This window comes from Spongiactinospora sp. TRM90649 (genome assembly GCF_029382225.1).
Lineage (GTDB): Bacteria > Actinomycetota > Actinomycetes > Streptosporangiales > Streptosporangiaceae > Spongiactinospora.
This window is the reverse complement of record NZ_JARLTC010000067.1, coordinates 1-16,490: the sequence shown is the minus strand read 5'-3', so window position 1 is coordinate 16,490 and position 16,490 is coordinate 1. Positions and strand designations below refer to the sequence as shown.

Genomic DNA, 16,490 nt, shown 5'->3' with positions numbered 1-16,490 from the left:
GCTTCCAGCAACAGCCGCTGCTGCGGATCCATCGCCATCGCCTCGCGCGGCGAGATCCCGAACAGGCCCGCGTCGAACTCGGGCACGTCGTACATGAACGCGCCGGTCCGGGCCGTGCTGGTGCCGGGGCGGTCGGGGTCCGGGTGATACAACGCGGCGAGATCCCAGCCGCGGTCGGCCGGGAACTCGCCCTGGGCCTCCGCGCCCGAGGACACCAGCTCCCACAGGTCCTCCGGCGAGTTCACGCCACCCGGATACCGGCACGCCATGCCGACGATCACCACCGGATCGTCGGCGAGGTCCGGCGTCGTCTGGACGGGGGCCGCACCGGCCTCGGCGACGTCCGCGCCCACCAGTTCGCCGAGCAGGTGGTCGGCCAGCGCCTCCGGCGTCGGGTAGTCGAAGATCAGCGTCGCGGGCAGCCGCAGGCCCGTCGCCGCGTTCATCCTGTTGCGCAGCTCGACGGCGGTCAGCGAGTCGAAACCCAGCTCCTTGAACGCCCGGCGGACGTCGATCGCGTCACCGGACGCGTGCCCGAGAACCGCCGCGACCTCGGTCTGGATGAGGGTGCGCAGCAGCCGTTGCCGTTCGTGGGCGGGCAGCCCGGCGAGCCGCCGCTCCAGCGACGCGGCGTCCTGGCCGCCCGCGGCGGCGCGGCGGACGGGCGCGCGGACCAGGCCGCGCAGCAGCGGCGGGATCTCCGGCTGGTCGCGGAGTTTCGCCAGGTCCAGGTGCACCGGCACGAGGTGTGCCTGGCCGGTGGCGAGCGCGGCGTCGAACAGGGCCGCGCCCTGCTCGGCGGTGATGGCCGCGCCGAAGCGGGTGGCGCGGGCGATGTCGTTGGCGTCGAGCGTGCCGCTGATCGCGCTGGCCTCCGCCCACAGCCCCCACCCCAGCGCCACACCCGGCAGGCCGGTCGCCAGCCTGCGCTGGGCCAAGGCGTCCAGGACGGCGTTCGCCGCCGCGTAGTTGCCCTGGCCAGGAGAGCCGAAGGCGGCCGAGGCGGAGGAGTACATCGCGAACAGCGCGAGATCGAGGCCGGCCGTCAGCTCGTCCAGCGCCAGGGCCGGGCGGGCCTTGGCCGCCCAGACCGAGGCGACCCGGTCGGGGGTCAGGGCCTCGATGATGCCGTCGTCGGCGATCCCGGCGGCGTGGACGACGCCGGTCAGGCCGGGTCCGGCGTTGATGTCCTCGACCAGGGCGGTGAGCGCGTCGGGGTCGGCCATGTCGCAGGCCGCGACACGGACGTGCGCGCCCAGGCTTTCGAGGTCGGCGGCCAGCTCGGCCGCGCCCGAGGCGGCCAGACCGCTGCGGGAGGCCAGTACCAGGTGCCGCACTCCGTGGCCGGTCACCAGATGCCGGGCCAGGATGCCGCCCAGCACACCGGTTCCGCCGGTGATCAGCACCGCGCGATCGGGGTCGATCCTCTGCGGGACGAGCAGCACGTTCTTGCCGACCGTGCGTCCCTGGCCCAAGGTGCGGAAGGCCGAACGGGCCTGGGCCAGCGACCAGGACCGGACCGGCGGAAGCCGCAGCACCCCACGTTGGAACAGCTCCACCAGCAGGAGCAGCATCTCCTGCAGCCGGTCCGGCCCCGCCTCCGACAGGTCGAACGCCCGATACATGACGTCGTCCCGCTCGAAGCCATCGCGAAGATCGGCCTTGCCCATCTCGATGAACCGGCCCTCGGGGGCCAGCAACCGCACCGACGCGTCGATGAACTCACCCGCCAGCGCGTTCAGCACCACGTGCATGCCGCGACCGGCGAAGTCCTGCTCGAAGCCCAGATCGCGTGAGGACGCGACGTGCTCCACGCCCAGGTCCCGCACCACGTCCCACTTGGGCGCGCTGGCGGTCGCGTAGACCTCCGCGCCGAGGTGCCGCGCGATCTGCACCGCCGCCATGCCCACGCCACCGGCCGCGGCGTGGATCAGCACGTTCTCCCCCGCGCTCAAACCGCCCAGATCCACCAGCGCGAAGTACGCGGTCAGGAACGCCATCGGAACCGACGCCGCGTCAGCGAACGTCCATCCGGCCGGGATCGGCGCGACCATCCGGCGGTCCACCACCACCCGGGCCGCGAACCCGCCGGAGAACAGGCCGAACACCCGATCGCCCACGGCCAGGTCCGACACCTCGGAGCCGACCTCCACGACCACGCCCGCTCCCTCGGAGCCCATCAGCGCGGCCTCGGGGTACTCCCCGAGCGCGATCAGCACGTCCCGGAAGTTCACGCCGACCGCGTGGACCGCGATCCGCACCTCACCCGGGGCCAGTTCGGACACCGGGTCGCACGCGGACACCTCGACGTCCGTCAGCGAGCCGCCTTCGCCCGCCACGCCGAGCCGCCAGCCGTCCCGGTGCTCCGGCAGGGTCAGCGCGCCCGTGGAGCGGACGAGACGCGGCACGAACACCCGCCCGTCGCGCACCGCCACCTGCGGCTCACCCAGCTCGGCCACCCCGGCGACGGCCTCGCCGTCCACCAGCACGAACCGGCCGGGGTGCTCGGCCTGCGCGGAGCGGACCAGGCCCCAGACACCGGCCGCCGTCACGTCAGTGACGGGCTCGCCGCCGACGCTCACCGCACCGCGCGAGACCAGCACCAGCCGCGTGCCGGCGAACCGGTCGTCGGCCAGCCACGCCTGGATCGCGGTGAGCACCGAGGCGACCCGCCGCTCGTCGTCCGGGCCTTCGGGGATCGGCCAAGCGACGACGGGCGGCGCCGTGTCGCCGGTCCAGCGGTTCAGGAAGGAGACGAGTTCGGCGTCGGCCGGGACGGCGTCCACACCGGCGCCGGTCTCGACGGAGGTCCACTCGATCTCGAAGAGGGAGTCCGCGAAGGCCGCGCCCGCGTTCCGTACCTGCTGCTCGGACACGGGCCTGAGCACCAGCGACTCGACCGAGGCGACCGGCTCGCCCGCGGCGTCGCACACCAGCAGCGTGTAGGCGTCTGAGCCGGACGGGCTGAGCCGCACCCGGACGGCGGACGCGCCCGCCGCGTGCAGTGAGACGCCCGCCCACACGAAGGGCAGCCCGGCCCGCTCGGGGTCCAGGCCGGTCGGGTGGAGTGAGGCGTCGAGCAGGGCGGGGTGCAGTCCGAAGCGGGCGGCATCGCGCAGCCCCCGCTCGGGCAGGGCCACCTCGGCGTAGAGGTCGCCGCCGCTCGCCCGCCACACGGCCTTGAGCCCCTGGAAGAGCGGCCCGTAGGCGTAGCCGCCGCCGGCGGCGTTGGCGTAGAAGCCGGAGATGTCCACGGGCTCGGCGTCGGCGGGCGGCCAGGCCGTGAGGTCGTCGGACTCCACGGGGGCGCCTTCGGCGAGCAGGCCGACGGCGTGCCGTACCCAGCCGCCGTCGTCGCCCTCGCGGCGGGAGTGGATCTCGACGGTCCGCCCGCCGGTCTGGTCGGGCGCGCCCACGTTGACCTGGAGCTGGACTGCGCCGCGCTCCGGCAGCGCCAGCGGCGCCTGGATGGTCAGTTCCTCCACCCGGCCGCAGCCGACCTGCTCGCCCGCGTAGAGCGCCAGTTCCAGGAAGGCCGTGCCGGGCAGCAGAGCGCCGCCCATCACGACGTGGTCGCCGAGCCAGGGGTGCGTGGCCAGGGAGAGCCGTCCGGTCAGCAGCACGCCGTCGCCTGAGGCGAGCGAGACGGCCGCGCCCAGCAGCGGGTGGTCGGCCGCGCCGAGCCCGGCCGAGCCGACGTCGCCGACGACCCTGGCGTCCGGCCAGTAGTTCCGGTGCGCGAAGGCGTAGGTGGGCAGCTCGATGCGGTCGCCGCCGAAGGGGGCGAGGACGGCGGTCCAGTCGATCCGCACGCCGTGGGCGTGGGCCTGGGCCGGCGCGGTTAACGCCGACTCGGCCTCGTCGCGGCCCGCGCGCAGCATCGGGATGAGGACGGCGTCCTCTACCGACTGCTGGGCCATCGCGGTGAGCACGCCGTCCGGGCCGAGCTCGATGAACTTGGCGACACCGCGCTCCCGCAGGGTGGCGATGCCGTCGGCGAACCGGACGGCCTCTCGGACGTGCCGCACCCAGTACTCGCCCGAGTACTCCTCGACAGGCCGTCCGTCCAGGTTGGAGACGATCGGGATCGTGGGGCGGGCGTACGCGATCTGCGCGGCGATCTCGCCGAACTCGGCCAGCATCGGCTCCATCAGCACCGAGTGGAACGCGTGCGAGACCGTCAGCCGCTTCACCCGGCGGCCCTCGGCCCGGTACCCGGCCTCCAGCTCGTCGATCGCCTCGGCCACGCCGGAGAGGACGATCGAAGTGGGGCCGTTGATCGCCGCGATGCTCACCCTGGCGTCGCCGAGGGCGATCTCCTCTTCGGCCGCCTCGACGGCCAGCATCGCGCCACCGGCAGGAAGCGCCTGCATCAACCGGCCACGGGCATCGACCAGGACGCAGGCGTCCTCCAGGGACATCACCCCGGCGACGTACGCGGCGGCGATCTCACCGATCGAGTGCCCCAGCAGATGGTCGGGGGTGATCCCCCACGACTCCACCAGCCGGAACAGCGCGACTTCCAGGGCGAACAGCCCGGCCTGCGTGTAACGCGTCTGGTCCAGGAGGCCGGAGTCGCCGAAGACGATCTCCTTCAGATCGCCCTCGAAGCGATCGGTGACGGCGTCGAAGGCTTCGGCGAACACCGGGAAGGTCTCATACAGTCCCCGGCCCATCCCGGACCGCTGCGAACCCTGGCCGGTGAACAGGAAGGCCAGCCGTCCGCCGCCCACCGTGCCGGTGATCACGTTGCCGGAGGTCGCGCCCCCGGCGAGCGCGTCCAGTTCGGCCGCGAGGCCCGGACCGTCCGTGCCGAGGACCACCGCGCGGTGCTCCAGGGCGGCGCGGGTGGTGGTCAGGCCGCGGGCGATGTCGGCCGGGGCCGTGTCGGGGTGGTCGGCGACGAAGGCGGCGAGGCGCTCCGCCTGGCCGCGCAGGGCGGCGGCGGACTTGGCGGAGATCGCCCAGGCCAGCTCCCCCTCGGGCTCCGGGGCCGCGACGGGGCGCGGGGCGGGTTCGGGGGCCTGCTCAAGGATGGTGTGCGCGTTGGTGCCGCTCACCCCGAAGGAGGAGACTCCGGCCCGGCGCGGGCGGCTCACCTCGGGCCAGGGGCGGTTCTCGGTGAGCAGCGCCACCGCGCCCGCCGTCCAGTCCACGTGCGACGAGGGGGTGTCCACGTGCAGCGTCTGCGGCAGGATCCCGTGCCGCATGGCCATGACCATCTTGATCACACCCGCGACACCTGCGGCGGCCTGGGTGTGCCCGATGTTCGACTTGACCGACCCGAGCCACAGCGGCTCCTCGCGCTCCTGGCCGTAGGTCGCGAGCAACGCTCCGGCCTCGATCGGGTCGCCCAGCCGAGTTCCGGTGCCGTGTGCCTCCACCACGTCCACATCGGTGGTCGAAAGACCCGCTCCGGCCAGCGCCGCGCGGATGACCCGCTGCTGCGAGGGGCCGTTGGGGGCGGTCAGGCCGTTCGACGCGCCGTCCTGGTTGACGGCCGATCCGGCCACGATGGCCAGCACTTCGTGCCCGTTGCGGCGGGCGTCCGACAGCCGCTCCACGAGCAGCACTCCGACGCCCTCGCCCCAGCCGGTGCCGTCGGCCGCCTCGGCGAACGCCTTGCAGCGGCCGTCCGGCGCGAGGCCGCGCTGCCGGGAGAACTCCACGAAGGCCACGGGGGTGGACATCACGGTCACGCCACCGGCGACCGCCAGGTCGCACTCGCCGTTCCGCAGCGCCTGCACCGCCAGGTGCAGCGCGACCAGCGACGACGAGCAGGCCGTGTCCACCGTGACGGCCGGGCCCTCAAGTCCGAAGGTGTAGGAGACGCGCCCGGACATGACGCTCGCCGTGATGCCCGTGGAGACGTAACCCTCGACGCCCTCCCCGGCGTTCATCGCGACGGCGGCGTAGTCCTGGCCGTTGGTCCCGGCGAACACACCGGTACGGCTCCCCCGCAACCCGGTCGGGTCGATCCCGGCCCGCTCCAGCGCCTCCCAGGTCCCCTCCAGCAGCAGCCGCTGCTGCGGGTCCATCGCCAGCGCCTCACGCGGCGAGATCCCGAACAGCCCGGCGTCGAACTCGGCCGCGTCGTAGACGAACGCGCCGTGCCGGGAGTGGGAGGTGCCCGGCCGTTCGGGGTCGGGGTCGAACAGGGCGTCGAGGTCCCACCCGCGGTCGGCGGGGAACTCGCCCAGCGCCTCGGTACCCGAGGCCACCAGCTCCCACAGCTCCTCGGGCGAGGACACTCCGCCGGGGAAGCGGCAGCTCATGCCGACGATCGCGATCGGCTCGCCGTCGTCGGCGCGGACGGGGGCGGCGGCCTCGCCCGTGGTGTCGCCGGTCCCGAGCACCAGGTCGAGCAGGTGACCGGCCAGGGCGTTCGCGTTGGGGTAGTCGAAGACGAGGGTGGCGGGCAGCGTCCGGCCGGTCGCCTCGGTGAGGCGGTTGCGCAGCTCGACGGCGGTCAGCGAGTCGAAGCCGAGGTCCTTGAACGGGCGCGCGGGCTCGACCGCGCCGGGGTCGGGGTAGCCGAGTACGGCGGCGACCTGTGCGCGGACCAGGTCGAACACGGCCTTGGGGCGCTCGGCCTCCGGCAGCGCGGCCAGGGTCTCGCCCCAGGCCCCCGCCGGTACGGCAGCGCCCGCACGAGCGATTCCGCCCAGTTCGGCGACCAGCGGGCTCGGCCGGGCGGCGGTGAAGACCGGGACGAAGGCGTCCCAGTCCACGTCGGCGACGGTCACCCGGGCGTCGCCGCCGTCGATGGCCCGGCCGAGCGCGGTGAGGGCGCGTGCCGGGTCCATCGGGGTCAGGCCCATGCGGCGCAGGTAGTCCTCGGCTCCGGGGCCGGAGTCGACGAGCATCCCGGACTCGGCCCACGGACCCCACGCCACCGAGGTGGCGGCCAGGCCGCGCGCCCGGCGCCGCTCGGCCAGGGCGTCCAAGTAGGCGTTGGCCGCGCCGTAGGCGCTCTGGCCGCCGCTGCCCCACACGCCGGCGATGGAGGCGAACAGCACGAAGGCGTCGAGTTCGACGTCGGCGAGCAGTTCGTCCAGGTTGGCCGCGCCGAGGACCTTGGCCCGGAGCACGTCGTCGAACTCCTCGTCGGTGGTCTCGGCGAGCAGCGCGGAGCCGACCACACCGGCGGTGTGGACGACGGAGGTCACCGGGTGCCCGGCCAGCAGCGCGGCCAGCGCGTCGCGATCGGCCACGTCGCAGGCGGCGACGACCGCCTCGGCCCCCAGCTCGGCCAGTTCGGCGACCAGCTCGGCGGCTCCGGGCGCGTCCGGGCCGCGACGGCTGGTCAGCACCAGCCGCGTGGCACCGCGTCCGGCGAGCCAGCGGGCGACCCGCGCGCCGAGCCCGCCGGTGCCGCCGGTGACCAGCACGGCCCCGGAGGGACGCCACTCGGGCGCGTCGGTACGGCGGCGCGGCGCCCGCACCAGGCGTCCGGCGAACGCGCCGGAGGCGCGCAGCGCGACCTGGTCCTCTGTGCCGTCGGCGAGCAGCGCGGCGAGCAGGCGCCAGGTACGGGCGTCCGGCTCCTCCGGCAGGTCGATCAGACCGCCCCAGCTCCGGGTGAACTCCAGCGCGGCCACCCGGCCGAGGCCCCAGACCTGGGCTTGGGAGGGGTCGGTGACCGGGTCGGCGTCGCCGGTCGAGACCGCGCCGCCGGTCAGGCACCACAGCGGCGCCTCGGTTCCGGTGTCGGTGAGGGCTCGCAGGAGGGTGCGGGTGGCGGTGACGTCGCCGTGGGCGGAGAGCACGCCGTCCAGGGGGCCGGCGGCGCGGATCGCGCCGGCGAGCGCGGCGCGGTCCAGGCCGCCCGCGATCTCCACGACGGCGGCCCCGTGCTCGCGCAGCGGCCCGGCCAGGTCGCCGGAGCCGACGAGCAGCCAGGTTCCGGAGAGGCGCGGGGCGGTGGGCAGCCCGGTCAGCGGCTTCCAGCTCGTGCGGTAGCGCCAGGCGTCGGTCTCGTCGGCGTCCGCGCGGGTCTGGGGGGCGTCCTCGACGGGTGCCTGCTCCAGCCAGTAGCGGGTGCGCTGGAAGGCGTAGGTGGGCAGGTCGACCTGCCGTCCGCCCCAGGCCGCGAACACGGCGGCCCAGTCGGGCGCGGCCCCGTGGGCGTGCGCGCGGGCCAGCGCGGTGAGCGCCGCCTCGGGCTCGGGGCGACCGGCGCGCAGGGTGGGGATGAGGGCGGTGCCCGCGTCCGCGGACGGCTGGGCCATCGCGGTGAGCACGCCGTCCGGGCCCAGTTCCACAAAGGTGGTGACGCCCTCGTCCTGGAGGGTGCGCATGCCGTCGGCGAACCGGACGGCCTCGCGCACGTGCCGCACCCAGTAGTCGGCGGTGTACTCCTCGACGGGCGAGCCGTCCAGGTTGGAGACGACCGGGATCTGCGGCGCCTGGTAGTCGATGGCGGCGGCGACCTCGCCGAACTCGGCGAGCATCGGCTCCATCCGCACCGAGTGGAAGGCGTGCGAGACCGTCAGCCTCTTCACGCGACGGCCCTCGGCGCGGTACCCGGCCTCCAGCTCGTCGATGGCCTCGGCGACCCCGGAGACCACGATCGAGGTCGGGCCGTTGATCGCGGCGATGCTCACCCTGGCGTCGTCGAGGGCGATCTCGTCCTCGGCGGCCTCGACCGCCAGCATCGCGCCGCCCGCCGGTAGGGCCTGCATCAGACGGCCGCGGGCCTCGACCAGGGTGCACGCGTCCTCCAGCGACATCACCCCGGCGACGTGCGCGGCGGCGATCTCACCGATGGAATGCCCGAGCAGGAAGTCCGGGGTGACGCCCCAGGACTCGAAGAGGCGGTAGAGCGCGACCTCCAGCGCGAACAGCCCCGCCTGGGCGTGGACGGTCTGGTCCAGCGGGCCGGAGTCGCCGAACACGACGTCCCGCACGTCGTCCTCGAAGCACTCGCACACCGCGTCGAACGCCTCGGCGAACGCCGCGAAGGTCTCATACAGCTCGCGGCCCATCCCGGCGCGCTGCGAACCCTGGCCGGTGAACAGGAACGCGACCATGCCCTCAGCGGCGGTGCCGCGCACCACCCCTGCGGCGTCCTCCCCGGCGGCGATCGCGTCCAGCCCGCGCAGCAGGCCCTCGCGGTCGCCGGCCAGCACCACGGCCCGCTCGGTGAGCGCGGCGCGCGTGGTGGCCAGCGACAGGCCGACGTCCACGGGCGAGACGTCGCCAGGGACGTTCTCCGCGTACTGCCGCAGCCGCCGCGCCTGCGCCCGGAGGCTCTGCGCGGTCTTGCCGGAGACCGTCCACGGCACCACCGGCGGCGGATCGCCCGCCGTGACCGGCTCGTCCCGCTCGGCGCGGTACTCCTCGATGATGGTGTGCGCGTTGGTGCCGCTGACGCCGAACGAGGAGACGGCGGCCCTTCTCGGCTCGCCCTCCTCGGTGGCGGGCCAGGGGCGCGGCTCGGTGAGCAGCCGCACGGCGCCCGCCGTCCAGTCCACGTGCGAGGACGGCCGGTCCACGTGCAGCGTGCGGGGCAGTTCGCCGTGCCGCAGGGCCATCACCATCTTGATCACCCCGGCGACCCCCGAGGCCGCCTGGGTGTGCCCGATGTTCGACTTCAGCGACCCCAGCCACAGCGGCGAGTCGCCGTCGCGGTCCCTGCCGTAGGTGGCGAGGAGGGCCTGGGCCTCGATGGGGTCGCCCAGGCGGGTGCCGGTGCCGTGGCCCTCCACGACGTCCACGTCATCGGTGACCAGGCGGGCGTTGGCCAGCGCGGCCCGGATCACCCGCTGCTGCGAGGGACCGTTGGGGGCGGTCAGGCCGTTGGACGCGCCGTCCTGGTTGACCGCGCTGCCCCGGACCACGGCGAGCACCCGGTGCCCGTTGCTCAGCGCGTCGGACAGCTTCTCCACCAGCAGCACGGCCACGCCCTCGGACCAGCCGGTGCCGTCGGCCGCGTCCGCGAACGACTTGCACCGCCCGTCGTCGGCGAGCCCCTTCTGCCTGGCGAACTCGGCGAATACGGCGGGCGACGGGATGACGGTCACGCCACCGGCGAGGGCCAGGTCGCATTCGCCGTTGCGCAGCGCCTGCGCCGCCCAGTGCAGCGCCACCAGTGAGGACGAGCACGCGGTGTCCACGGTCACCGCCGGGCCCTCAAGCCCGAGGGTGTAGGCGACCCGGCCGGAGATCACGCTGTTCGCGGTCCCGGTCAGCGCGTGGCCCTCGACCTCGGCCGGGAGCCGCATGCCCGCGCCGTAGCCGGAGTTGGACGCGCCGACGAACACCCCGGCCCGGCTGCCGCGCAGCGACAGCGGGTCGATCCCGGCCCGCTCGACGGCCTCCCAGCAGGCCTCAAGCAGCAGCCGCTGCTGCGGGTCCATGGCCAGCGCCTCGCGCGGGGAGATCCCGAACAGCGAGGCGTCGAACTCGGTCGCGTCGTGGACGAACCCGCCGGCGCGGGTGTAGGCCACGCCGGGGTCGTCCAGGTCCCAGCCACGGTCGGCGGGGAAGCCGGAGATGCCGTCGCCGCCGGTCGAGACCAGCTCCCACAGCTCCTCCGGCGACCGCACGCCCCCGGGGAGACGACAGCTCATCGCGACGATCGCGATCGGCTCCCTGGACGCGGCGACGAGCTCCCTGTTCTGCCTGCGCAGCCGCTCGGCTTCCTTCAGGGACGCGCGCAGCGCCTCGACGACTTGCTGCTCACGATTCGTCATGCTGATGCTCCAGGCTCGTTACTGCGCGTCCGTGTTATCGAAGTTGTCGAAAGCGGTCTGGATCAGGGCGTCGATGTCCATCTCGTCGAAGGACTCGTCGGCGGCGGCGATCTCGGCCGCCTCGGGCTCGCCGTCCTCGACGCCCGCCAGCCGCAGCAGGATGTCGAGCACGCCCGCGTCCTTGAAGCGGGCGAGGGGCACGGCGGCCAGCGCCTCCCTGATCCTGGCCTCGGCGGGGTCGGGGGCCGCCGCCGCGCCGCCCGCCGAGAGGATCTCGGTGGCGAGGAAGGCGGCCAGCGCGGCCGGGGTCGGATGGTCGAACACGAGGGTGGTGGGCAGCGACAGGCCGACGGCCCCCGCGATGCGCCCGCGGATCTCCACCGCGGTCAGCGAGTCGAAGCCCAGTTCGCTGAACGCCTGCCTGGCCGGGACCGACTTGGCGCCCTCGTGGCCGAGGACGGCGGCGACCTGGCCGCGCACCAGGTCCAGCAGGGACCGGTCGCGCTCGGCGGGGGTGGCCTCGACGAGCCGCAGGGCGAACTCGGTGAGACCGCCGGGCCGACCGGCCGCGGCCTCGCCCTCGGCCGGCTCCCCGGCCTGCCGCAGTTCGGGCAGATCGGCGATGAGCGGGCTGTGCCGGACCACGGTGAACGCCGGGGCGAACCGCGCCCAGTCCACGTCGGCCACGGTGACGCAGGAGTCGTCGCCGTCGATCGCCCGCTCCAGCGCGCGGATCGCCAGGGCGGGCGGCATCGCGCCGAGGCCGCGGCGGCGCAGGTACTCCTCCGCGCCGTCGGCCTCGACCATGCCGCCTTCGGCCCACGGTCCCCAGGCGACGGAGGTCGCGGGCAGGCCCCGCCGCCGCCGGTCGGCGGTGAGGGCGTCCAGGTAGGCGTTGGCCGCGCCGTACGCGCCCTGGCCGCCGCTGCCCCAGATCCCGGCGATGGAGGAGAAGGTGATGAAAGCGGAGAGGTCGGTGTCGGCGAGCAGTTCGTCCAGGTTCCTGGCGCCGTCCACCTTGGCGCGCAGCACCCGCGCGAACTCCTCGGTCGTGGTGTCCGCGACCTTGGCCGGGGTGCTGACCCCGGCCGCGTGCACCACGGCGGTGACCGGATGCTCGGCGAGCAGCGCGGCCAGCGCGTCGCGGTCGGCGATATCGCAGGCGACGGCGGTGATCTGCGTGCCGCGCTCGGCCAGCTCGGCGGTCAGCTCCGCCACGCCGGGCGCGCCGGGGCCGCTCCTGCTGGCCAGCAGCAGGTGCGGGGCGCCGCGTCCGGCGAGCCACCGGGCCAGGTGGCCGCCCAGCGCGCCGGTGCCGCCGGTGACCAGGACGGTCCCGGTGGGCCGCCAAGCCGTCCCGGGGACGGCGGGCGCGGCGTGCTCAAGCCGCCGGGCCAGCAGCCCGGTCTCCCGCACCGCGACCTGGTCCTCGTCGCCCGCCAGCGCCCCCGCGAGCAGGTCCGCCGCGCGCTCGTCCAGGACGGCGGGCACGTCCACGAGCCCGCCCCACCGGTCCGGGTGCTCCAGGGCCACCGCCCGGCCGAGTCCCCAGACCTGGGCCTGCTCGGCCGACAGGATCGGGTCGCCGTCGCCCGTGGACACCGCGCCGCGCGTGAGGCACCACAGCGGCGCGGCGATCCCCGCGTCCCCGAGGGCCTGGACCAGCACCACCGTGCGGTCCGGCCCGGAGGTCGCCGGGGCGAGCAGCGAGAGCACGCCCGCGATCGGGGTGTCCTCCGCCGCGTCGCGCAGGCGTCCGGCCACGGTGGCCCGGTCGGCGCGCGAGGCGACGGTGACCTCGGTCAGTTCCAGGCCGCGCCCGCGCAGCGCGCGGGTCACGTCGGCCGCGCCGCCCTTCTTGGGGACGATCGCCAGCCAGACGCCCTGGGCGGGCGGCGGCGTGGTGACCGGCGTCCAGGAGATCCGGTAGCGCCAGGAGTCGGCGGTCGACCTGCCGTGCCGGTCGCGCCGCCACGCGGACAGCGCGGGCAGCACGCTGGCCAGGCCGTTCGACGGGGACAGGCCGAGGGTGCCGGCGACCGACTCGAAGTCCTCGGACTCGACGGCGGCCCAGAACTCGGCGTCGGCCGGGTCGGACGCCGCCGCCTGGGCCGGGGCCGCCTGCTCCAGCCAGTAGCGCCTGCGCTGGAAGGCGTAGGTGGGCAGGTCCACGGTCCGGCCGCCCCACGGAGCGTAGACGGCCCGCCAGTCGACGGCCGTGCCGGTGACGTGCGCCCTGGCCAGCGCCCGCAGGACCGCGCCCGGCTCGGGGCGGTCGCCGCGCAGTGTCGGGATCAGCACGGCCTCCTCGTCCACCGAGCCCTGCGCCATCGCGGTCAGCACGCCGTCGGGGCCGAGTTCCACGAAGGTGGTGACGCCGTGGCCGCGCAGGGTCGCGATCCCATCGGCGAACCGGACGGCCTCGCGCACGTGGCGCACCCAGTAGTCGGGGGTGTACTCGGCGACCGGTGAGCCGTCCAGGTTGGAGACGACCGGGATGATCGGCTCGGCGTAGGTGACGGTGGCGGCGACCTCGCCGAACTCGGCGAGCATCGGCTCCATCAGCACCGAATGGAAGGCGTGCGAGACGGTCAGGCGCTTGACCCTGCGGCCCTTCGCCCGGAACTCCGTTTCGAGTTCGTCGATGGCCTCCACGACTCCGGAGACCACCACGGAGGTGGGACCGTTGATCGCCGCGACGCTCGCCCGGCGGTCATCGATGACGATCTCGTCCTCGGTGGCCTCGATCGCCAGCATCGCCCCGCCCGAGGGGAGGGCCTGCATCAGGCGGCCACGGGCGTCCACCAGGCGGCAGGCGTCCTCCAGGGACATCACCCCCGCGACGTGCGCGGCGGCCAGTTCGCCGATCGAGTGGCCCAGCAGGAAGTCCGGGGTGACCCCCCAGGACTCGAAGAGCCGGAACAGCGCCACTTCCAGGGCGAACAGCCCGGCCTGGGTGTAACGCGTCCGGTCCAGCAGATCGGAGTCGCCGAAGACGATCTCCTTCAGGTCGGCTTCGAAGTGGGCGGCGACGGCGTCGAACGCCTGCGCGAAGGCGGGGAAGGCGTCGTAGAGCTCGCGGCCCATTCCGGCGCGCTGCGCGCCCTGGCCGGTGAACAGGAAGGCCAGCCGACCGCCGGTCGCCTCACCGCGCACCGCGTCCGTCTCCGGCCGCCCTTCGGCGATCTCGGCCAGGCCGCGCACGAACCCGGCCCGGTCGGCGGCCACCACGGCGGCGCGGTGGGCCAGCGCGGCCCGGGTGGTGGCCAGCGACAGGCCGACGCCGACCAGCGAGGGCTCCGCGCCGGACTCGACGGCTTCGCGCAGCGCCGCCGCCTGGGCGGTGAGCGCGTCCGCCGACTTGGCGGACAGGATCCAGGGCAGCGCCGGTGGTGCGGCCTCGGCCGGGGCGTACGTCTCCCCGGCGGGGGCCTCCTCGATGATGGTGTGCGCGTTGGTGCCGCTGACGCCGAAGGAGGAGATCCCGGCCCGGCGGGGACGGCCGTTGGCGGTCCACTCGCGGGCCTCGGTGAGGAGTTCCACCGCGCCCGCCGTCCAGTCCACGTGCGGGGTGGGCTCGTCGAGGTGCAGGGTGCGCGGCAGGGTGCCGTTGCGCATCGCCATGACCATCTTGATCACGCCCGCGACCCCGGCCGCCGCCTGCGCGTGGCCGATGTTGGACTTCAGCGAGCCCAGCCACAGTGGCGAGTCGCCGACGCGGTCCTGGCCGTAGGTGGCGAGCAGGGCCTGGGCCTCGATCGGGTCGCCCAGCCGGGTGCCGGTGCCGTGGGCCTCGACCGCGTCCACCTCGGACGGCTCAAGCCCGGCGCTCGCGAGGGCCTGGCGGATCACCCGCTGCTGCGACGGGCCGTTCGGGGCGGTGAGCCCGTTGGACGCGCCGTCGGAGTTGACCGCGCTGCCCCGCACGATGGCGAGCACCTGGTGGCCGTTGCGGCGGGCGTCCGACAGCCGCTCGACGAGCAGCATGCCGACGCCCTCCGACCAGCCGGTGCCGTCGGCCGCCGCCGCGAAGGACTTGCAGCGGCCATCGGCGGCGAGGCCCTTCTGACGGCTGAACTCGGTGAACATCCCGGAGGTGGCCATCACCGCGACGCCTCCGGCCAGCGCCATCGAGCACTCGCCGTTGCGCAGCGCCTGCGCCGCCCAGTGCAGCGCGACCAGGGAGGAGGAGCACGCGGTGTCCACGGTCACGGCCGGGCCCTCAAGGCCGAAGACGTAGGCGAGCCGTCCGGACGCGACGCTCGTCGCGCTGCCGGTGAGCAGGTGCCCCTCGACCTCGGCGGCCGATCCTGCGGCCTGCCCGCCGACGCCGTAGTTGGACGACGCCGCGCCGACGAACACGCCCGCCTGCGCGCCGCGCAGCCCGGTCGGGTCGATCCCGGCCCGCTCGAAGACCTCCCACGCGGCCTCCAGCAGGAGCCGCTGCTGCGGGTCCATCGCGGTCGCCTCGCGAGGGGAGATCCCGAACAGGCCCGCGTCGAACTCGCCCGCGTCGTAGAGGAAGCCGCCCTCGTGGGCGTAGCTGGTGCCGGACCTGTTCAGGTCCGGGTCGTAGAGCGCGTCCAGGTCCCAGCCCCGGTCGGTGGGGAAGCCGCCGACGGCGTCGCCGCCTTCGTCCACCAGCCGCCACAGGTCCTCCGGCGAGCGCACCCCGCCGGGGAAGCGGCAGCTCATGCCGATGATCGCGATCGGGTCTGCGGAGAGGTCGGCGGTCACCGTCGCGGGCGTCGTGGCCGCGGGCTCCGCCCCCACCAACTCGGCCAGCAGGTGCGCGGCCAGCGCGGCGGGCGACGGGTAGTCGAAGACCAGCGTCGCGGGCAGCCGCAGCCCGGTCGCGGCGTTCATCCTGTTGCGCAGCTCGACGGCGGTCAGCGAGTCGAAACCCAACTCCTTGAACGCCTTGCCGGGATCGACGGCGTCCGCCGAGGCGTGGCCGAGCACGGCCGCCACCTCTGCCCTGATCAGCCCGAGCAGGACGCGGTCGCGCTCGTCGGCCGGGAGCCCGGCGAGCCGTCCGGACAGCGAGCCGCCACCGGGGCCACCGGCGGCCGACGCGCGGCGGATCGGTGCGCGGACCAGGCCGCGCAGCAGGACCGGGATCTCCGGCTGGTCGCGCAACCGGCCCAGGTCCAGGTTGATGGGCAGCACGTGCGGCTGTCCGGTGGCGAGCGCGGCGTCGAACAGGGCCGCGCCCTGCTCGGCGGTGATGGCCGCGCCGAAGCGGGTGGCGCGGGCGATGTCGTTGGCGTCGAGCGTGCCGCTGATCGCGCTGGCCTGCGCCCACAGGCCCCAGCCGAGCGCGACCCCGGGGAGCCCGAGTGCGGCGCGCTGCTGGGCGAGGGCGTCCAGGACGGCGTTCGCCGCCGCGTAGTTGCCCTGGCCCGGCATCCCGAACGCCGCCGAAGCCGAGGAGTACATCGCGAACAGCGCGAGATCGAGGCCGGCCGTCACTTCGTCGAGCGCCAGGGCCGGGCGGGCCTTGGCCGCCCAGACCGAGGCGACCCGGTCGGGGGTCAGGGCCTCGATGATGCCGTCGTCGGCGATCCCGGCGGCGTGGACGACGCCGGTCAGGCCGGGTCCGGCGTTGATGTCCTCGACCAGGGCGGTGAGCGCGTCGGGGTCGGCCATGTCGCAGGCCGCGACACGGACGTGCGCGCCCAGGCTTTCGAGGTCGGCGGCCAGCTCGGCCGCGCCGGAGGCGGCCAGACCGCTGCGGGAGGCCAGCACCAGGTGCCGCACTCCGTGGCCGGTCACCAGATGCCGGGCCAGGAT

The 16,490-nt window shown here is 74.9% G+C and carries 2 protein-coding genes; both read right to left on the bottom strand.

Annotation, left to right across the window (positions count from 1 at the left end; translation table 11 throughout):
* A partial coding sequence (locus P3X83_RS42705) for a type I polyketide synthase (protein ID WP_277311173.1) occupies positions 1-10,697 on the bottom strand: 10,697 nt, incomplete at its 3' end.
* A gap of 18 nt (positions 10,698-10,715) precedes the next feature.
* Entirely contained in the window at positions 10,716-16,475 is a 5,760-nt protein-coding gene (locus P3X83_RS42700) for a type I polyketide synthase (RefSeq protein ID WP_277311174.1), read from the bottom strand.
* Positions 16,476-16,490 lie beyond the last annotated feature (15 nt).